This is a genomic window from Trichloromonas sp., from assembly GCF_041583255.1.
Taxonomy (GTDB): domain Bacteria; phylum Desulfobacterota; class Desulfuromonadia; order Desulfuromonadales; family Trichloromonadaceae; genus Trichloromonas.
On sequence record NZ_JBFHGD010000048.1, the window covers coordinates 1 to 17,882 of the forward strand.

17 protein-coding genes and 1 tRNA gene are annotated in these 17,882 nt (G+C 59.7%); 1 reads left to right on the top strand and 17 read right to left on the bottom strand.

Going from position 1 to position 17,882, the window contains the following annotated elements:
• Positions 1 to 199: 199 nt before the first annotated feature.
• From cas2 to ABYV89_RS05865, 13 genes are all read right to left on the bottom strand, one after another.
• A complete protein-coding gene (cas2, locus tag ABYV89_RS05805; RefSeq protein ID WP_432821995.1) occupies positions 200 to 490 on the bottom strand; it encodes a CRISPR-associated endonuclease Cas2 in 291 nt (96 codons plus the stop codon).
• Positions 491 to 499: 9 nt separating this feature from the next.
• Complete coding sequence (gene cas1c / locus ABYV89_RS05810; RefSeq protein ID WP_432821996.1) at positions 500 to 1,531, bottom strand: type I-C CRISPR-associated endonuclease Cas1c; 1,032 nt, start codon at positions 1,529 to 1,531, stop codon at positions 500 to 502.
• Positions 1,528 to 2,358 carry a BRO-N domain-containing protein gene (locus ABYV89_RS05815; RefSeq protein ID WP_432821997.1) on the bottom strand — a complete coding sequence of 277 codons (831 nt, stop codon included), beginning with the start codon at positions 2,356 to 2,358 and terminating at the stop codon, positions 1,528 to 1,530. Before ABYV89_RS05815 ends, cas1c begins: the two co-directional genes overlap by 4 nt.
• Positions 2,358 to 2,984: a CRISPR-associated protein Cas4 gene (cas4, locus tag ABYV89_RS05820; RefSeq protein WP_432821998.1), complete on the bottom strand. Its 627-nt coding sequence runs from the start codon at positions 2,982 to 2,984 to the stop codon at positions 2,358 to 2,360. The genes ABYV89_RS05815 and cas4 overlap by 1 nt, the downstream gene beginning before the upstream one ends.
• On the bottom strand, positions 2,984 to 3,325 hold the full coding sequence (locus tag ABYV89_RS05825) for a hypothetical protein (RefSeq protein ID WP_432821999.1): 342 nt from the start codon (positions 3,323 to 3,325) through the stop codon (positions 2,984 to 2,986). The genes cas4 and ABYV89_RS05825 overlap by 1 nt, the downstream gene beginning before the upstream one ends.
• A 65-nt stretch (positions 3,326 to 3,390) precedes the next feature.
• On the bottom strand, positions 3,391 to 4,248 hold the full coding sequence (gene cas7c / locus ABYV89_RS05830; RefSeq protein WP_432822000.1) for a type I-C CRISPR-associated protein Cas7/Csd2: 858 nt from the start codon (positions 4,246 to 4,248) through the stop codon (positions 3,391 to 3,393).
• Positions 4,249 to 4,275: 27 nt separating this feature from the next.
• Positions 4,276 to 6,018 (bottom strand): type I-C CRISPR-associated protein Cas8c/Csd1, encoded by a 1,743-nt coding sequence (cas8c, locus tag ABYV89_RS05835; RefSeq protein WP_432822001.1) that lies wholly within the window; start codon positions 6,016 to 6,018, stop codon positions 4,276 to 4,278.
• The gene (gene cas5c / locus ABYV89_RS05840) at positions 6,015 to 6,698 is read right to left on the bottom strand and encodes a type I-C CRISPR-associated protein Cas5c (protein ID WP_432822002.1); all 684 of its coding nucleotides are present in this window, start codon (positions 6,696 to 6,698) and stop codon (positions 6,015 to 6,017) included. The genes cas8c and cas5c overlap by 4 nt, the downstream gene beginning before the upstream one ends.
• 21 nt (positions 6,699 to 6,719) lie before the next feature.
• Complete coding sequence (locus tag ABYV89_RS05845; protein WP_432822003.1) at positions 6,720 to 8,918, bottom strand: CRISPR-associated endonuclease Cas3''; 2,199 nt, start codon at positions 8,916 to 8,918, stop codon at positions 6,720 to 6,722.
• A 525-nt stretch (positions 8,919 to 9,443) separates the two neighbouring features.
• Positions 9,444 to 9,539: transfer RNA gene (locus tag ABYV89_RS05850), tRNA-Sec, on the bottom strand.
• A 127-nt stretch (positions 9,540 to 9,666) separates the two neighbouring features.
• Positions 9,667 to 10,497, bottom strand: coding sequence for a DUF3014 domain-containing protein (locus ABYV89_RS05855; protein ID WP_432822004.1), 831 nt, complete (start codon positions 10,495 to 10,497; stop codon positions 9,667 to 9,669).
• A 163-nt stretch (positions 10,498 to 10,660) separates the two neighbouring features.
• Complete coding sequence (locus ABYV89_RS05860; protein WP_432822005.1) at positions 10,661 to 11,428, bottom strand: SDR family oxidoreductase; 768 nt, start codon at positions 11,426 to 11,428, stop codon at positions 10,661 to 10,663.
• 108 nt (positions 11,429 to 11,536) lie between these two features.
• Entirely contained in the window at positions 11,537 to 11,899 is a 363-nt protein-coding gene (locus ABYV89_RS05865; RefSeq protein WP_432822006.1) for a TraR/DksA family transcriptional regulator, read from the bottom strand.
• A 67-nt stretch (positions 11,900 to 11,966) separates the two neighbouring features.
• Between ABYV89_RS05865 and ABYV89_RS05870 the strand changes: the two genes are divergently transcribed.
• Positions 11,967 to 12,413 (top strand): YqaA family protein, encoded by a 447-nt coding sequence (locus ABYV89_RS05870; RefSeq protein WP_432822007.1) that lies wholly within the window; start codon positions 11,967 to 11,969, stop codon positions 12,411 to 12,413.
• 20 nt (positions 12,414 to 12,433) lie between these two features.
• Here the strand turns inward: ABYV89_RS05870 and ABYV89_RS05875 are convergent, their stop codons facing one another.
• The 4 genes from ABYV89_RS05875 to ABYV89_RS05890 all read right to left on the bottom strand — a co-directional run.
• Positions 12,434 to 12,580 (bottom strand): hypothetical protein, encoded by a 147-nt coding sequence (locus ABYV89_RS05875; protein ID WP_432822008.1) that lies wholly within the window; start codon positions 12,578 to 12,580, stop codon positions 12,434 to 12,436.
• A gap of 135 nt (positions 12,581 to 12,715) precedes the next feature.
• Positions 12,716 to 15,343 (bottom strand): glycosyltransferase, encoded by a 2,628-nt coding sequence (locus tag ABYV89_RS05880; RefSeq protein WP_432822009.1) that lies wholly within the window; start codon positions 15,341 to 15,343, stop codon positions 12,716 to 12,718.
• A gap of 409 nt (positions 15,344 to 15,752) precedes the next feature.
• Positions 15,753 to 16,508 (bottom strand): 4Fe-4S binding protein, encoded by a 756-nt coding sequence (locus ABYV89_RS05885; RefSeq protein WP_432822010.1) that lies wholly within the window; start codon positions 16,506 to 16,508, stop codon positions 15,753 to 15,755.
• A gap of 19 nt (positions 16,509 to 16,527) precedes the next feature.
• Positions 16,528 to 17,882: hydrogenase (locus tag ABYV89_RS05890; RefSeq protein WP_432822011.1), on the bottom strand; the 1,355-nt coding region annotated here is incomplete at its 5' end.

A 17,882-nucleotide genomic window follows, 5' to 3' on the forward strand; every position in this document is an offset into this window, starting at 1 on the left:
GATCCCCGGCCGCTCAGGTTCTTGCGAACCTGTTGTTTTCTTTGCGTCAATTGGGCGGTTGCCGCGAACCGGTTTGATAATTCTCTCCTTCCTGGGATTAAAAAAATGTTTACGCAAAAAAGTATTTCATTCCAAGAGGTTTTCTTTCCGCGAAAGGCCCCGGCAAATCGACAACACAGGGGGTTCGCGCAAATATAAATCAAATAATCAGTGTCTCTTCGAAATTGACGAAATTGTCCACCCCAAAGCTGTCAATGACGCAATCGCGCGCCCCAACCAGCCTGTAAATCCTGAGACTGTCGCACGCCTTGTCGATCTCCCTGACCAACTCTCTCTTCATTTGCTCGTATTGCATGTCGTTTACCGAGCACTCGAAAACCGACTTCTGCACCCGTTGTCCATAGCTTTTGCAAACCTTCGCCACCCGCCGCAGGCGCTTTTGCCCCGCGCGATCTTCGGTGTTTACGTCATAGGTCACAATCAACCACATAAGCCCACCTTATCGGTACAGAAACGGCGTGTAGGCTTCGGTATCGCCACGCAGATGCCGGGCCAGCAAGCGAGCTTGCACGTGGGGAATCAGACCAAAAGGGACAGTCTGGTCAAGAACCGGGTGCCTGATTTCGTCCTGCTTGCGTTTCTGATACGCAGTCACCACGGCCTTGCGTCCTTTTTCGTTGAGATAAACCGCCCCGCCCGGCCGTTCGTCAAACTCATCCGGGCCGATCTGACGCAGATTGATGAGAGTCAGTGCCAGACGGTCGGCCAGAATGGGCCGCAACTCTTCCATCATATCGAGCCCGAGCGATGGTCGGCCAGGGCGCATGACATGCAGAAACCCCATCTGCGGATCAAGCCCCACCCCTTCGACAGCCGAGATACAATCGTTGAGCAACAGCACGTAAAGAAAAGAAAGCAGGGCATTTATACGATCCCGCGGAGGACGGCGATTGCGCCCATTCATCCGGAATACCTCCCGATTCTGGGTCATCATCCGGTCGAAGCAGTCGAAATAGACCTTCGCCGATTCTCCTTCGAGGCCGCGCATGAATTCGATATCATCAGAACCCGGCAGACGCTCGATGGCCCGCCCCAGCAGATCGGCGGCTTTTTGCAGAGGGGCGGCGAACTCGGCCTCCTTCGCCTCCCGCTGCCCCCGCATCAGCACCTGGCGGGTATTCTGCAACTTGCCCCCAACCATGTTGCGCACGATGGCAGATTTTTTCGAACCGTCCTCGATGCTCAGATGCTGCTGGTGCCGCAACAGCACATTTCCGCCGACTTTGCCGACCATGCGACAGCGATAACGACCGTTGCGGTCGAGCAATACGACGCTGCGCCCGTCTTCGGCACATTTGTGCAAAAGAAACGGCGTGGTCATGACATTGCCGAACAGGACGAATCCACCCAAGTGGTGCAGTGGCACTTGAAGGCGGTTTTCGCCGTCGACCTTGACCTTGACGGTCTCCCCTTCAAGATGCAGATAGCTGCCTTCGGTCATGACAAACAGGGTATTGAGCAGCTGTTTCATGGCTTTTTCCCCCGCAGGCGCTTTTTGCTCTCTGGCTCGACCAGGTAATTTTCAGAGGTCGACACCTTTTCCCCGGTCTCGACTTCCAGTTTCTCCCTGGCATCGCCGGCGATCCGACCGCCCTTGTTGGCCGCAGTCTTATTTTCGACAAAGCTTTGGGCATCCTGCTTGCGGGCGATTTCCGTCGTCGCCGCCTCGCCCAGCATGGAGAAGATCAATTCCAGGTCGGTCATGTGATCGCGCAGGTTTTCACGGTTCAATCCCTTGAATTGCTTGTACTCGGCTGGCGTCATGCCGAAAGCGGCCTTGCTGATCTCGGCCGTGAGGATGGCATATTCAGGCTCACCGTTCACACCCCGGCCCTTCCACTCCTCGGTCAGTTCGGCCCGCACGGCAATGCCGCGCATGCGCTTTTCGATCCAGGCGTCCGAGTAGCCCTTGGCTCGATAGAGTTCCCGGGTTCGGGCCGTCGCAATTTCGGGGTCTTCGATTTCCTGCACCCGCTCGTAGCCGACCTTGGCCAGCCAGCGCTTGAACGGCTCAGCCTTGGGCGATGGGATGGATTGAATGATGCGGAATATGCCTTCGGTATTGGCACAAAGCATCCTCTGAGCTCCTCCCGCAGTCGCGATGGAAAGGGTATGTACAATCTGTACCCACCCTTTGCCGAGTTCAGGATCACGCCGTTTCATCCGCTGGATGTACTGCTTCGGATCTTTTGAGTCGATCAGGGCAAGAACGACATCTTCAACAACAAACCACCATTCGCCTTTGTGGAAAGTTTTTCGGATTTCCTTACCTTGAAAAATCGCCAGTTTCGTTTCCATCAATTCCCTCCTTCAATGGCAAACAACTCCCGCATCACCTTGCGCCCTCTCTCCCTCTCGGCAACGACGGAAGGCAGGCAGGAGTCTTTCAGGGAACAGCCGTCACAGCGTTTGTCGTTGACCGGCGGCGGCATTATGCGCTGCTCCAGTAATTCCCGAACCGCCAACGCCGCCCGCTCGACCTCGGCCCGCATGGCCTCGGTAAACTCCACTTCGCGGCGCTCCCGCGAACCATGCCAGTACAGAGCGCCTTTCGGCACAGAGACGCCGAACATTTCTTCCAGGCACAACGCCTGGGCGCAGAGTTGCAAGATTTCGGGCCTGCCTCTGCGACTGCGCCCTGATTTATATTCGACCGGAAAGGGGATGTCGTCGAAAAATTCGACGACATCTGCCTTTCCCACCAAGCCGAGGCGCTTGTTCCACACGGGCAAGGCCCGCTCGATGCGTGTTGCCCCGCAACTTTCGCCGCTAACTTCATCCACCCGCTCGTGAACATCCCGGCCGCGCATGGTGTAGATATTCTCGTCCCAGACCTGTTCGATATGGATCAGGGCGCATTGTCGGGGACAGTAGGCGTAGTGCTCCAGGGCAGAGAGCATGACGGGATCGGACATGTCATTCATTACAAACCTCCACATGGGGCAAAATTCGGGCGGCCACATGGGTCAACATCCGGGCGGCCACATGGGGCCGCCCCTACGATGGTGATGATCCCGTGGAAATGGTTGGGCATGATCGCGTATGCGTCTATCGCCATCTCCGGAAATTTCTCGGGCAACTTCAGCCACCATTTTTCGATCATTCGCCCGGCTTCGTTCAATTGCATTACCCCATTCACAACATCGCCGAGAAGACACTCGCGGCCCTGAATGCATGAAGTCACGAAATAAACCCCGGGCGAGGAATAATCATATTCCCGCAACCGAATCGAACGACGATGATGAAGATCGGGATTATAGGCCAAGAAACCTCCGTAGGGGCGACCCCATGTGGTCGCCCGCCCCATGTGGCCGCCCTGATTTCTCCGAATTACAGTTTCTCGATTACCGTAACCCCCTGCGGCATGTTTTCCTGGGTCGGCACACAAATATCATACTGGTTGAAAGATCGCACCGGCGATTCCGAAGCCTCGGCGGAAATCAGATCGAAAAGACTGTGGGCCGGGGCATTGCCCATTTTCGATTCGTGCTTGAAAACAACCAGTTTACGGGCCGACATCTGACCACGAGCCGCCGAGCGGTCGTGCTCGAACATGTTGGCCAGTGCCTGCCAGAACAGTTCGAGATCCTCTTCGCAAAAGCCCGTCTGAGCGGCCAGCGGCGCAGAGATGAAGCCGTGGCAGCGGTAGAGGGCGTAGGGGACGGTGAACTTGCGCCCCATGGTGCGGTTGTCTCCCTGCTGTTTTTCGGCCTCGGCCTCGGTGGCAACAGCCATGCGGGTGATGCTGTGCTCCAGCGGCACCACCTGATCCACGCTGCGGGCAAAGGTGAGTTGGACTGGGCCGCGCACCTGACCGGCGTTCTCGCCGGTGGACATGACCGCCCCAAAGGTTCGAACATCGTAATATTTGCGGCACATGACCTGACGTGCAGCCTCGGTTTTCTCGCCCTTCTCCTTCCCTTTGACGGATTCATCCTTATGAGCCTCGGCAATCAGGCTGTTGAGGATCGCCTTCTCTTTCACAAAAATGTCGTAACCTGTCCCTTTGTCGTTGAGTTGAACGAAATTGCGCACCTTGCGCTTGAGGCAGACGTCGGTCACCAGCCCGTGGCCGGTCTCGGGATCGACACGGGGAAGGTTCCCGGCATCCGGGTCGCCGTTGGGGTTGCCGTCCTTCACATCGAAAAAAAGCACGAAGTCATAGCGGTTCTGAATGGGTGTGCTCATGGTTGAGTCTCCTTGTTATCAATAGGATTATTGCTCTTTTTTGGCAAAGAAGTGCTGGCGCTGATGATAGTAGCCGACCGCAAACCGCCCTTGATCTTGCAGACTCAGATGCGCCGGGAAGGCGTGGTCGGCGGCTACTTTATCCACGATCTCGCCAATCAGCCGTTCCAGATTCACCGCCTGACCTTTGTTCTCCAACTTGGCAATGTGGTGGACCTTGAGCTTCATCAAGTGCGGAAAGACGGCCACCGGCGTACTGGACGCCGCGCCGTAGAAGCGGTCGCGAATGGTAGCGTTGATGCCGGGGCTGGCGCTCTCCTGCGCCCGCTCCAAGGTTGCGAAGAGCCTCCCCAACAAATAGCCGGGATTGGTGTTGGTGATATCCAGAGACATACCGACCTCCTTTTTAGAATTTTTTTTATTTGAACGGATGAGACATGCCTTGAGAAGCGCGGCACGGGAATAGGTGACATCCTGCTCGGCGCGGCAGCGGCGCAACGCCGATGCCAGCAACGTATGGGGATACGGCGTACCAGCCAGGATTGCTTTCATAAAATCGCCAGCCAAGTTCGGCGGAACATTTTCCGATTTCCCCTGAGTTGCCGTCGCCGTGAGTAGGCGAAAAAGCGACAGATGTTCGGGCTGTTTCGGGCCGTGGACAATGGCGCAGTCCAAAAAGTGTTGCTTGATGTGCCGCGCCGCTTCTCCTACGGTGCCCGGATGCCAGAAGCGAACGGCAATCCGAGCTGCATTGGGAGCCAAACCAAGGACATAGAATGGGGTGTAATCTTCGTCTAGGGGCGGAGTACCCGACTCGGGCGCTTTGAACAATTCGCGTACAGCAGCGTTTAGCTGATCGGGATTTTCTTTGGCCGGTTCAGAGAACACGTCGGCAAAAATATCTTCCAAGGGACTTTGCCGCTCGGCCCAGAAAACAGTGCTGCAATCCCCAACCTGGAGCCGCTGGCGCGATCCCTTTGACAACATCTTGTTGAGGGCGGTGGTATAGGCAAATTCAGCCCGTTTGCCAACCGGCGCATTTTGCCCCTGTTCCTTGCCGAATGAACGAAAAGCATCCAGATTAAACGATACGATATTGGCGCCGGAACTTTGAGCCCCCCAAACCCCCTTGATGGCGGTATGGAGCCGGACAGTGGAATCATGCTCCCCTGTTACCAGGCATGTATGAGTTTCCGCAGCCTCTCCGCCCATCGTCTTAGCGTCCGAAACTACGCTTCGAACGGCCTCTCGCTGACAGACAAGCCCGGACTCCCCTTCAAGAAGAAAAGTAACTATCGGGGCATTCAGTGAAATTTCTTCCCATGACGAAAACGAAGACAACGGGGATAGATCATTTCGTTCAAGAAAGGTCAATACCGACTGAATCCCTTCGTCCTCAATCGGCTCTATGAATTTTCCACGGATTGTTTCAATGAAGCATCGTTGCTGCTCCCTGGCCTTTTCCTCCAACTGAACTGGATCTTTCTTCGGGTCCGGTTTCGGAATGCCAAGAACATAGTTAGATGTATCCCAAAGGAAATTTGCTGCAATGCCACTGGTTTTCTTTACCCCCTTGGGAACGGTGAACAAACGTCCACGCCTTTTCTTGCCTTCACCTTCGCGAGTATCTTGAATGCCGACGCAATCTCCTTGCAAGTTCAAGACAATCAGAAAGGGAATTTCTTTCTGTTCAAAACCTTCCGGCGCTACATCTGCCCCAACCGCTTCCGCCATGCGCCGATAATAGCCGTTCAACGCCTGTAGAATCATCCACGCACCTCCTCACTGTCTAGTGGCGGCACCATGAGGCAGCCGTTATCGAGTTTGGCGCGAAAAAAGAGCGGCCGGCAACCACCCGTGCAACTATGGGAATTCTGTTTGTCTGCACGGGTGTCATGGCGAATGTCGTACAGCATCCAGCCCAGATCGATGTTTTCCGCTATCGGCTCAGGTAGCGACTGATCGTGGAATATCGGCGCAAAATTCGCGGCAAATTCCCGACACCCGAAATAGGGCTGGTTGAAGCTCTGCCCCTTTTCGGCCCGCCGCAGAAACATTTCCTGGTACTTGATTGGCGTATTCTCCGGCCCGGCTTTGTCGGTCATCTCGAAATGAGCGTGAATCGTGTAGGCGACATCGCGCAGGAAAAGGCCGGCCCGCTGTTGGCGCTGGTCTTCGATGAACAGGTGTGGCGTGCGCGGCGACATGGTGCTCCCCACCTCGTTGCGACGCACCGACTCCCAGCGGACCGGCCTGAGCACGTCGATTCTCTCCACCTGCCAGCGGATGGCCGGTTTCCACAGGATCGCCTCTAAAATTCCCCGCGCCGCCGACGGGGTCATGATGTCGTAGGAGACCCGCTCGACCTTCATCTCCGGCCGGGTGAAACAGGCATTCTCACCCCAGACCTTCAGCCGCAGCAGACGGCTTTTTGTTGTTGATCCATTCATGATTCCTCCTTTCTTGGCAATTCAGCACATTAAATCGTCCGGATCGTAAACGATGGATTTGTCTGGACAGAAACCGAGCATATCGTCGTACAGCGCAGCATGGCTCTGGACAAAAATGTCGGGATGCACTTCACGGATCGCGCCGCTGGCCAGCAATTGACCGTGCAGACGGCGGGGCAGATTCACCACGTATCGTTGCAATTTACGTTTTGCCTGGCGATCCGGCGGCTCCCGCTCCAGCCTGGATATGAGGTCATCGTTTTGGTAACGGACAATGACCGATGCCTGGGCCGCCTCATTGATCAGCTTGAAGCGCCGTGCCGCCTCGCGGAAGCTGACCTGGAGCTTGAGATCGTTTTTCAGCAGGTCGATGATCCGCTCCTTGTCCAGCCGGTCGCCGCGCATCCAGTAGAAGCGACGAAAGAATTCTTCAAATCCCCCGGGTGACAACGCCGTGTCGCCATGCGACATGAGCAGGGTACGGCCGATTTCCGCCGCCTGGCGCAAATGCCCGACCGGAATATCGCTGGGCGGCGTAAAGACATAGACATGGCCTTTTTCCCGCAGACCCTCCCGGTTGCACCGCCCGGCAGCTTGGGCAACGGAGTCCAGTCCAGCCAAGGCGCGGTAGACCACCGGGAAATCCACATCGACGCCGGCCTCCACCAGTTGCGTGCTGATGACGCGGGTGGACAGGCCCGCTTGCAACCGCCCCTTGATTTCAGTAATTTTCTGCGACCGGTGCGCCCCGCACATAAGGGCCGAAAGATGAATGGTCCCGTGCGGCATCAATTCCCACAGGATACGGGCATCGTCGCGGCGACTGACGATGCAGAGCGCAGAATCGTGCCCTTGCAACCGTGCCGAGATGTCATCCCATGTGCGCGGTTCCTGCAACGGTCCTAAAATCGACAGCTCGGTCCGCTTCAATTGCCCGAAGAGCGCGGCAGGATCGGCCATGATCTCCGTCACGCCGGAAAGTCCCTTGAAATCGAAATCCATGGCTTTGTGCGGGCCGAGGGCCGGTTGGGTAGCGGTGCAGAGCAGGATGGTCACGCCATAGTTGTTCCGAAGTTCGGAAAGGACTTCGAGAATGGGCGTAAGGAAATCGGGGGGCAACAGCTGGGCTTCATCGAGGATGACGACACTGCCGGCGATATTGTGTAGTTTTCGGCAACGGCTGGTGCGACTGGCGAAAAGCGACTCGAAGAACTGCACCGTGGTGGTGACGATAACCGGTGCGTCCCAGTTCTCGCAGGCCAGGCGCGACCGGTTGTTGTCCCGGCGTTCGTCGTTCACATCCAGGTTGCTGTGGTGCTCGATGACGACATCACCGACATCTTTCCAAACATCCCTGAATTGGTTGGCGGTCTGTTCGATGATGCTGGTGTAGGGAATGACATAGATGATTCGCCGCTGGCCGTGTGCCACGGCATGATGGAGAGCAAACGCAAGTGAAGAAAGGGTTTTACCGCCTCCGGTAGGAACGGTCAGTGAATAGACCCCGGGGGCCTGTGTTGCCGTTGCCAAGCATTGGTTCAGAATATCGGCGCGGATGCGGTTGATCGACGTATCGGCTGCGCCAACCAGCTTTCGACGCATGAAAGTATCGAACCAGGGGCACAACTCTGACAACGTTGGATAGTCCCCCCTTTCACGCGACTTGTCTGGCTCGAAGAACGCCTCGGTATCGATAAAGTCCGCATCTACCAGGCAGGAGAAAAGCATTCGGAGCCAAAGGGAGCGTGAGATATCCGTGCCCGATTTTGCCTTCTCGGTTGGGGCTGTTTGCTCGAGAATTTCATCGGGAACGCCCTGGGAAAGTACCTTTTCGAGCAGATCTTTCTGTTCCAGACGTTGCGCCAAGGAAGCCGTGCCGCCTTCATTCCAATCCGGCAAGCCGGCATGATGCCCGGCGATGGGGTAGGTTAGAATCCTCCCCAACATGCCGAATCGTTCCAGCGCGTGCAGCGCACCGGCCGTGGAGTGATCGCCGCCGGTTTTCCCGACATGGGCATCCGGATTGTTGATGGCTTGGATATATTGCTGAAACTGACTGGAGTATTTACCCAAATCGTGCCACAATCCCGCCGCACGTGCCCATCCGTCCGCACCAAAAGCCGCCGCAAAACCAGCAGCCCGCTCGGCGGTTTGGCGAAGATGTTCCTCAAGATCGTGCGTCCGCCCGTCTTCAGCCACATGCGCGATATGTTTTTTCATAAGCTATCCTTTGAAATCCCCCACGCTTATCCCTCCACCGCTAATAAATCAGTTAAATCTGACTCTAAACCTACCAACCCGCCACGTCAGAATAAGTCGCAACCATATCTCTTCTTGCCAATCCAGATAGCCAAACAATAGTGTTTGTCGGATCAACAGCAAAACCTTACCTGTTAGCGTTGCATTCAGAAGAGGCGGAATCATCCTCCAGTTTTTGCGAAGGGCTGTTATTTCCTTATCGACTTCGAATGGTGTTCGGGGTCTGTCCAGAGGGGGGGATGCGTTCGATAGACGCGCGAACCTTAACCGTTCGGCCATGGTACCCTCCACTGTTGTTGGCCGTCTGAGGCAGAGACCAATCCTGTATTACATTGAATGAGGCTAATATAAACCTGCGTGTTTGTGATTACAAGGTTCTTTGTTTTGCGGTGGATTTGATGGGAAGGGGGGGCGTCAGAAGCAGACAAGTGAAAACAAAAAACCCGCCTGATTGGCGGGTTTTTCTGTGCTGTGCAAGACTATTTATGGCGGGAGCAGATGAGAATCGAACTCACCAGGGACGGGATACGCCCCCCACCGGTTTTGAAGACCGGGAGCGTCACCAGACTACTAACTGCTCCCAGAATCTGGTTCAGTGCCGGAAAGACTACCACTTTGGTCGGCAAAAAGCAAGTCCGGTCGGGCTGTTATGTGGTCTGGCGATGAAAGTTTCGGTGGCCTTGCCCTGCCGCAGCGCTCTACCGCCGGATCAGCTTTGCCGCCGGACCTGCGTCATCAGTTGCTCACGCAATTGCTTGAGTTTGGCCTTGAGCCACGCGGCGTTGTCATTGCCGATTCGCAGCAGGATCTTCTGCCCGGCCGAGCGGGCCTCGAGCTCGGGATCGGCGAACCGGTAGAGTACGCCGGGACGTTCAAGGCGGATCGGCTCCTGCAGCTCCGGGGTTTCGAGCAAATGGTCGATCACCTCGACCAGGCGGTCGTTGAAGTAGGCCGAAGGGTAGCCGAGGTCGGAGTAGGCCTGCTGGAACAGGGGGTAGTTGCGGACGTAGATATCGACCAGTTTGCCGCTGTCGAGGGCTTCGGCCAGCTCGATGTAGATGGCGTAGCGGCGTTCGTTGTAGGGACTGATCACCTCGCGGCCCTTCTCTCCTTGCACCAGGAGCGGGCCGCTGGCTCCTTTGACCGGCAGCTGCCTGCGGGGGATGTCTTTGCGGGGCAGGTTGTCGACGGTGACGACAAAGCGCTGGATGAAGTGGTCGAGCTGGAAGAGTTCGATGAATTTTTTTTCGCCGCCGAGCAGGGTCAGCAGTTCGCGCATGACCGTGTCGGCCATCTCAAGGCCGGGCAGCGGCAGCGCCGGTTTCGACTCGGGCTGCTCTGCCGCAGGGGGCGGTTCGACGGCTTGGGCCGGTTCGGCGATCGGGTATTTGACGGGAAGCTCCGGTGCGGCCGTTTCCGGCAGGGTGGACACCGCGCCCGGCGGAAGCTGCTGCTCGGTAACGTCGTCCGGTGGAAAGGCGATGAAGATGATGGCGATGGCAACGGCCAGGAGTATTGCCGGGATGATGTATTTTTTCATGAGTGCTGCCCCCGTGGTTAGAGCGAAAAGGTCTGGATGTCATACTAGCACGCTAGGGGGGCTGGTGTGCAACGCTATATTAGTGCCGGCACAATAACTCTGGCGCAGATGCCCCAGGGTAAGGCCAGTTCAGATTCTGACGCGTAATCGGGGCGATTGTCGCTCAGGGCGCGTAGATCATTTTGCGGGTCATGCCGCCGTCGACGATGAAATTCTGGCCGGTGATGAAGCCGGCTTCCGGGCCGAGCAGAAAGGCGACCAGGGAGGCGATGTCGTTCGGCACTCCGACCCGGCCCGCCGGGTGCTGGCGGTGGTCGGTTTCGCTGTGGATCGGCGTGCTTCGGGCCGCAGGTTTTTGCCAGTCGCCGGTCTCGATCCAGCCCGGTGAGATGCAGTTGACCCGTACGGACGGGCCGAGGCTGATCGCTAACGCGTGGGTCAGGGCCACCAGGCCGCCTTTGCTGGCGGCATAGGCCTCGCTGTCGGGCTCGGACTGCAGGGCCCGGGTTGAAGCGATGTTGACGATGGCGCCGCCGTCCTTTTTCAGCAGGGGGAGGGCTTCGCGGGTGACCAGGAAGGCGCCGGTCAGGTTGACCGCGAGCCACCGGTTCCAGCGTTCCAGCGACAGTTGCTCAAAGGGGCCGGAATGGGCGCGGGCGATGGCGGCGTTGCTGACCAGCCCGAAAAGAGCGCCGAAGCGCTGCTTGACCCGGGTGATGCCGCTATGCACCGAGGCTTCGTCGGCGACATCCATTTCGATTGTCTGCAGCTGCGGTGAGGTCAGCTCATGTTCCAGCGCGGCGCAGGCTTCCGGGTCGCTGTCGGCTGCCGCGACGTTGGCGCCCCGCTCCAGCAGGGTGCGGACGATCCCTTTGCCGATCCCCTGGGCCCCGCCCGTAACCAGTACCGTTTTGCCGATCAATCCATTCATGCTCATGTCCTCGGTTTGCAGGCTTTGAAATCGCTTTAAATGTTTCTTGTCCCGGCGTAAGTGACAGGTCGAGTTCGCCGGGAGGGGCGTCGTTAACCCCGGCGGGGGTCAGCGGCCCGGTTCGCGGCGGCCCTGGCAGCCGACGCAGAAGGGCGTTTCGGGGCGGGCGCCAAGCCGGCCGAAACCGATCGGTTCGCCACATTCCTTGCACTGGCCGTATTCGCCTTCCTTGATTGCGTTCAAGGCGGCGGCAATCTGCTGCAGGCGAATTTCATGGCTCCGCCGGCTGGCCTTGGCCATGCTCTGCTGCTGCAGGGCGTCCATTCGCGACAGGCGGCCGATCGGCTGGCCCAGGTCGACCGGTCGAGCGCCTTCTTCGGTTGTGCTGAGCAGGCGTTTCAGCTCCTGCTGCAGTTGCTGCAGGAGCAGTTCGAGATCGCGGACCTGTCGCGAAGAGAGTTCTTCACTCATGACGTAGGGATCCTGTGGGGCGAAGTTGCCGATTGACTAAAAAGATGGCGGCAGTTACAGTCGCCCCATGGAGGAATTGCTTGTCAGTCATGGATATCCGGCCCTGTTCCTGCTCAGTTTTTTGGCGGCCACCGTGGTGCCGCTGGGATCGGAGTGGCTGCTGGTCGTGCTGCTGCTCAGGGGTTTCGACCCGGCGCTGAGCGTTTCGCTGGCGGCATTGGGCAACACTTTGGGGGCGATGACAACCTATGCCGTCGGGCTCTGGGGCGGTCCTTTCCTCATCGGGCGGTTGCTTCGCATCGATCAGGCGACCCGGCGCCGGGCCGAAGGGTTCTATGCCCGCTACGGCCGCTGGTCTCTGCTGCTGTCCTGGCTGCCGGTGGTCGGTGATCCCCTCTGCCTGGTCGGCGGCGTTCTGCGGGTGGGGCTGGTGCCATTCGTTTTGCTGGTGGGATCCGGCAAGCTGCTTCGTTACCTGGCGGTCGCCCTGCTGGTGCTTGCTGGCGGCGCCTAGCCGGCCGGCCTGTCAACAGCTTACCACTTGGCGCCCTGGCGCGAAACCGGGTGCGAGTATTTCTTGGTGGCGTCCCCCTGGGACTGCCCCCACCAGTACGCTCCTGCGGCCACGGCGGCAACGAAGGCGAGCAGCGCCAGCAGTTTGATCAGGGCACTTCCTTTCACGACACAACTCCCTTGAGACAATTGCGATACCTGGTTCGTGCCGCCCGGATTCCGGGGCCGATCTCTAGGCTGAAAAAACAAAGGCGGAACCCTTGGGTTCCGCCTTTGTTACGCAGAATCTGTACCTTTTTTTTCTTATCCCAGCGGTGTCCGGCGGGGGCCGATATGCCACCAGCGCAGCATGCTGCTGAACCTTGGTAGGGCCAGCTGCAGGCGGGGCATGCAGCTGGCCATCGAGGTGGCCAGGGCGGCGCCGTAGGGAATCGACTGGACCAGCAGCAGGCCGGCCCAGAGCAAACCCTCGGGGTTGTCGCTGCCAAAAAACCATGCCGATGCCGCAGCGGCTACCCAGAGCAGGCCGAAGATCTGGGTCTCTTCCCAGGCCATCAGAATCCCCTTGACCAGCGCCTGCCGGCCTTCCCCCTTGGGGGTGCGCAAAAACGGCTGGCTCGGCTTGAGCAGGCCGATGAAAATGGCGCGGGCGATGGTGTGGGTCAGGCCCATTCCGGCCACCGAAGCCATCAGGCTCTGAACGAAGGAGCAGCGGACCCGGGCCCGGTACAGGATCAGGGCATGGGCCACCTTGAACACGAACAGGCCGAGGGTCGGGATCAGGAAGACCTTGAGCGGGATTTCGAAATCCTGCGGACGCCAGAGCATGCCGATGGTCCAGATCACGCCGGCGATGGTGAAGACCAGGTGCAGGGCGTCGGTGAACCAGGGCATCCAGCCGGTGATAAAGTGGAACTTCTGGCCCGCCGTCAGGTTCGCCTTGCTCCAGGGGAGCAGCGAACGCCAGTGGCGGCGCAGGATCTGCACGGCCCCGTAGGTCCAGCGGAAGCGCTGCCCCTTGTAGCCGGCAAAGCTGGTCGGGGTGATCCCCTCGCCGAAATTATGGTTGACGTAGACCGACTCGTAGCCGGCCTTGAACAGCCGCAGGCCGAGTTCGGCATCCTCGCAGATGCACCATTCGCCCCATTTGCCGACCTTCTCGAGGGCGTCGCGGCGCATCAGGGTCATGGTGCCGTGCTGGATGATGGCGTTGCGCTCGTTGCGGTGGACCATGCCGATCTGGAAGAAGCCGTTGTATTCCCAGTTGATCATGGTCTGAAACAGGTCGCCCTGCCATTCGCGGTTGTCCTGCGGGGCCTGGACGAAACCGACTTCGGGTTTGTCGAAGTAGGGGACCAGGGCGCGCAGCCAGTCGGGGCTGACCACGTAATCGGCGTCGATGACGCCGACCACCTGGGCCTCGGGGTGGGTCTGGCCGAGGCCGAAGTTGAGCGCCCCGGCCTTGTAGCCCGGCCAATTGGCCAGGTGAAAGAAGCGGAAGCGCTTGCCGAGACGGGCGCAGTATTCTTCGACCGGCCGCCAGACTTCTTCCTTGACCGTGTTGTTGTCGAGCACCAGCACTTCGAAATTAGGGTAGTCGAGCCGGGCCAGGCCGTCGAGGGTCTTGAAGACCAGCTCCGGCGGCTCGTTGTGGATCGCAAGGTGGATCGACGCCATCGGGAACTCCCGCTCGCGGTCCGGCTGCTGGGGGGCGAAAAACCGTTTCCAGCGCTTGACCCAGAGCATTTCAGCGAGTTCCAGGCCATTGGTCAGAATAACCAGCACCAGGGCCAGCTGGGCCGGCAGCAGGATGCCCCAGACGGCGATGCCGGCCGGCGTCATGTCGATGGCAAAGGGGAGCAGGGCGGTCCAGGCGAACATCGAGGCGGCCAGCTGGATCAGGCCGGCAAAGAAGAGCTGCCCGCGGCGCTTGAGGTTGTCCCAGTGGCGCAGAAAGAGGACCATCGGCCAGAGCGCCAGCAGGGTGGCCAGGGCGTACTGCCAGGGCCAGATCGGCACGGCGACGATTTCACCGACCAGGGGAAATTTGGGATTGCGGTTCGCATCGAACATGCCCCAATGGCCCCCGACCCTTCCTTCAAGGGACTTTTTCCAGGGCTGGTCGAAGGCTTCCATGACGAAATAGTCGATGTTGTGCTGGCGCGCCAGCTGCAGGAACTCGCGGACAAAGGTGGCCTGGTTGACCAGCGAGGTCTGCGACCTGGCAATCCGGTTGCCGTCGCTGGGCCAGCCGACCTCGCCGATCACGACCGGCTTGTCGGGGAAGGCCGCAACGACCTGCTTGTAACGGTCGAGAGCCCACTGCGGGGCCTCTTCGACGGGGATCCCTTCCCAGTAGGGGAGGATGTGGATAGCGATGAAATCGACGGCGTCGGCCAGTTCCGGGTGGTCGATCCAGACGTGCCAGGGCTCGGCGGTGCCGACCGGGACGTTGGTCGCCTGGCGCACCTGGTCGATATAGCCGGCCAGCTGGCTGACGTTCAGGTTGCCACGCAGGAACGCCTCGTTGCCGACGATGACCCGTTCGACGCTCGGCCAGCGGTTGGCATTGGAGATGAGCCTGGTGATTTCTTTATGGTTGATGGCCTCATTGGTGTCGAGCCAGGCGCCGGCGGTGACTTTGAGGCCCCGCGCCTGCGCCATCTGGGGGATCAGGCCCAGTTCGCCAAGCGATGAGTAGGTCCGCACCCGCAGGGTCTTGCCCTGCACCAGGGCCAGATCGAGATCGATCTGCTCGGCGCTGGGGAGTTCATTTTTTATCGCATCCTGCCCTTTACGGAACGGGCTGAAAGAAAGTCCGTTGACGGGGCCGGTCCAATCCGGGGCATTCACCGGGCGGTTCAGCAGGGCCCAGGTGACCAGGTTGGCCACAACGACCAGGGTAATAATCAGAATACTGGTTTTACGCATACAGGTTGGTTCCTTCGAAAACGGGTTCGAGGTACTCTTTTTGCCCTAAACGGCAAAAGCCCTTCACCGGCAAGGAAGGGCATGAAACATTCAGTGATGCCTGGGGAATTAAATGACTTGGGCCGCCAGGCCCGTGGGCATAGGATGAATCCAGCTGAAAAGCTTCTGTTGAGTGGACTTCAGAAGCAAGGTCGGAAGCTCTTCCGAACCATACTTTCTGTCATTGGCCTGGACTTTTTGGGACATTCAGGGGGCGTGGGTCCACGAATGAGCTTTTATAACATGTCGTGTTTGGGCTGTCAATGAGAAAAAGGGCCGGGCGGCCGTGAAGCGGACCCGTTTTTTTGCGGGGGGCGTGGGGACGGGCGGATGAAATTCAAAAAGTGAGTTCCCCCTGCCAGATCCTTTTTCACCGTCGACCCAGCAGGCGCAGCAGGCCGTCAAGGGTGGTGTACGGGTGCGGCGGGCAGCCGGGGATGTACAGGTCGACGGGGAGCAGGTCGCCGATGCCGTTGTTCACTTCCGGGCTGCCGGCAAAGGGGCCGCCGCTGATGGCGCAGGAGCCGGCGGCGATGACCAGTTTCGGTGCAGCGATGGCGGCATAGGTATCGAGCAGGGCGCTTTTCATGTTTTCGGTGACCGCGCCGGTGACCAGCAGGCCGTCGGCATGGCGGGGGGAGGCGACGAACTGGATGCCGAAGCGGCCGAGATCAAAGACCAGGGTGCCGAGCACGTTGACGTCGGCTTCGCAGGCGTTGCAGCCGCCGGCGGAAACCTGGCGCAGTTTGAGCGAGCGGCCGAACAGGCTCTTCATTTTGGCGTCGAGGGCGGTCGCCAGCTGGAACTCGCTTGCGCCCGTCAGCAGTCCGTCCCGGCTGCGCGAAGCCAGGCGGTAATCGCGGCTGAAACGCAGGGCTTCATGCGGGCAGGACCTGGCGCAGTCGCCGCAGAAGAGGCAGCGGCCGAGGTCGAGCGACGGCGGTCGTCCTTCCGTTCGGATGGCGGCTGTCGGACAGGCTTCCTGGCAATCGCGGCAGCCGACGGGACAGCGTTCCGGGGAGAAGTCGGGCAAGCCCCTGAACCGCTCGGGCAAGGTCGGTTCCTGCTTGGGGAACTTGCCGGTGCGATGGCCCTGGCGGATCCGTTCGCGGATGATTTTCAGCATGGTCTCAAGTCCTTTTTTGTTACAGGTCGAATCCGCAGTACGACAGGTTGAAGCTCTTGTTGCACAGCGGAAAATCCGAAATCTGTTCGGCCCGCAGCGCCATTGCCAGCCCGCTCCAGTTGTGAAACGAGGGGTCGACGATCTTGTAGCGGCTCAGCCGCCCCCGGGCATCGGTCAGGGCGACATGAATGATTTCGCCGCGCCAGCCCTCGACCAGGGAGACGGCCAGCCGATCGGGTAGAAGTGCCGGGACTTCGGTACGGTGGGGGCCGCCGGGAAGCTCCTTCAGCTGCTTGCGGACCCAGTCGAGCGAGGCATGGATTTCCCGGCGACGGATGCAGGCCCGGGCGAAGACGTCGCCGCTTTCTTCCCGGGGAACGGGGCCGAAGCTGTCGCGCCAGACGCCGACGGGGTGATTGAGGCGCACGTCCCGCTGCAGGTCGCAGGCCCGGGCGGCCACCCCGACCAGGCCGAGCTCAAGGGCGGTTTCAACGCGGAGCCGGCCAGCGCCTTCGAGGCGGGCCAGCACCGAGGGGGTCTCGAACATGAGGTCGATGGCGCCGCGGGTGTTCCGCGCTACCGGCTCCAGCCGCTGCAGCAGCCGCTCGGCCAGTTCGGGGGGGCAGTCGAAGGCGGTTCCGCCGGGTCGAACCAGGCCGCGGCCGAAACGGCTGCCGCAGAGTTCGGCGGTCAGGTTGAGGTAGTCGCCCCGCAAACGGCCGCAATAGGAGGCGGTGGGGAGAAAGCCGACATCGCCGGCAATGGCGCCGAGGTCGCCGACGTGGTTGGCCAGCCGCTCCAGTTCGAGGGCGACGGCGCGCAGCCGGTCGCCGCGGGCCGGAGCGCTCACCCCGCCCAGGGCCTCGTTGACCTGGCACCAGGCGGTCATGTGGCCGATGCTGGTGTCGCCGGCCGCGGTCTCCATCTGAAAGGGGGTGCGCGGGTGGGGGCCGCCAATCAATTGCTGCTCGATGGCGCGATGCTGGTAACCGAGGGAAATCTCGAGATGCAGCACCTCTTCGCCGTGGCACTGGAAGCGGAAATGCCCCGGCTCGATCACTCCGGCATGCACCGGTCCGACCGCCACTTCGTGGACCTCTTCGCCTTCGACCCGGTAAAACGGCATGTCGCCGGGAACCGGGTGGCTCTTCGTGTCGCGCTCCCAGGCATCCTGCCCCGCTCGCCAGGAGCGGTGAAAGCGCACCGGTTTAAGCCAGGGGTGGCCTTCGGGGCCGGCGCCGTACTGCTCGGCGATTTCCCGCTCGAACAGGTGCAGCTGGGTGCAGCGGGGGGTGAGCGAGGCGAAGTGCGCGCCGATTTTTGTCTGCAGCAACACCAAGTCGCCTTGCCGGTCGCGGGCGATCAGGGCATAGA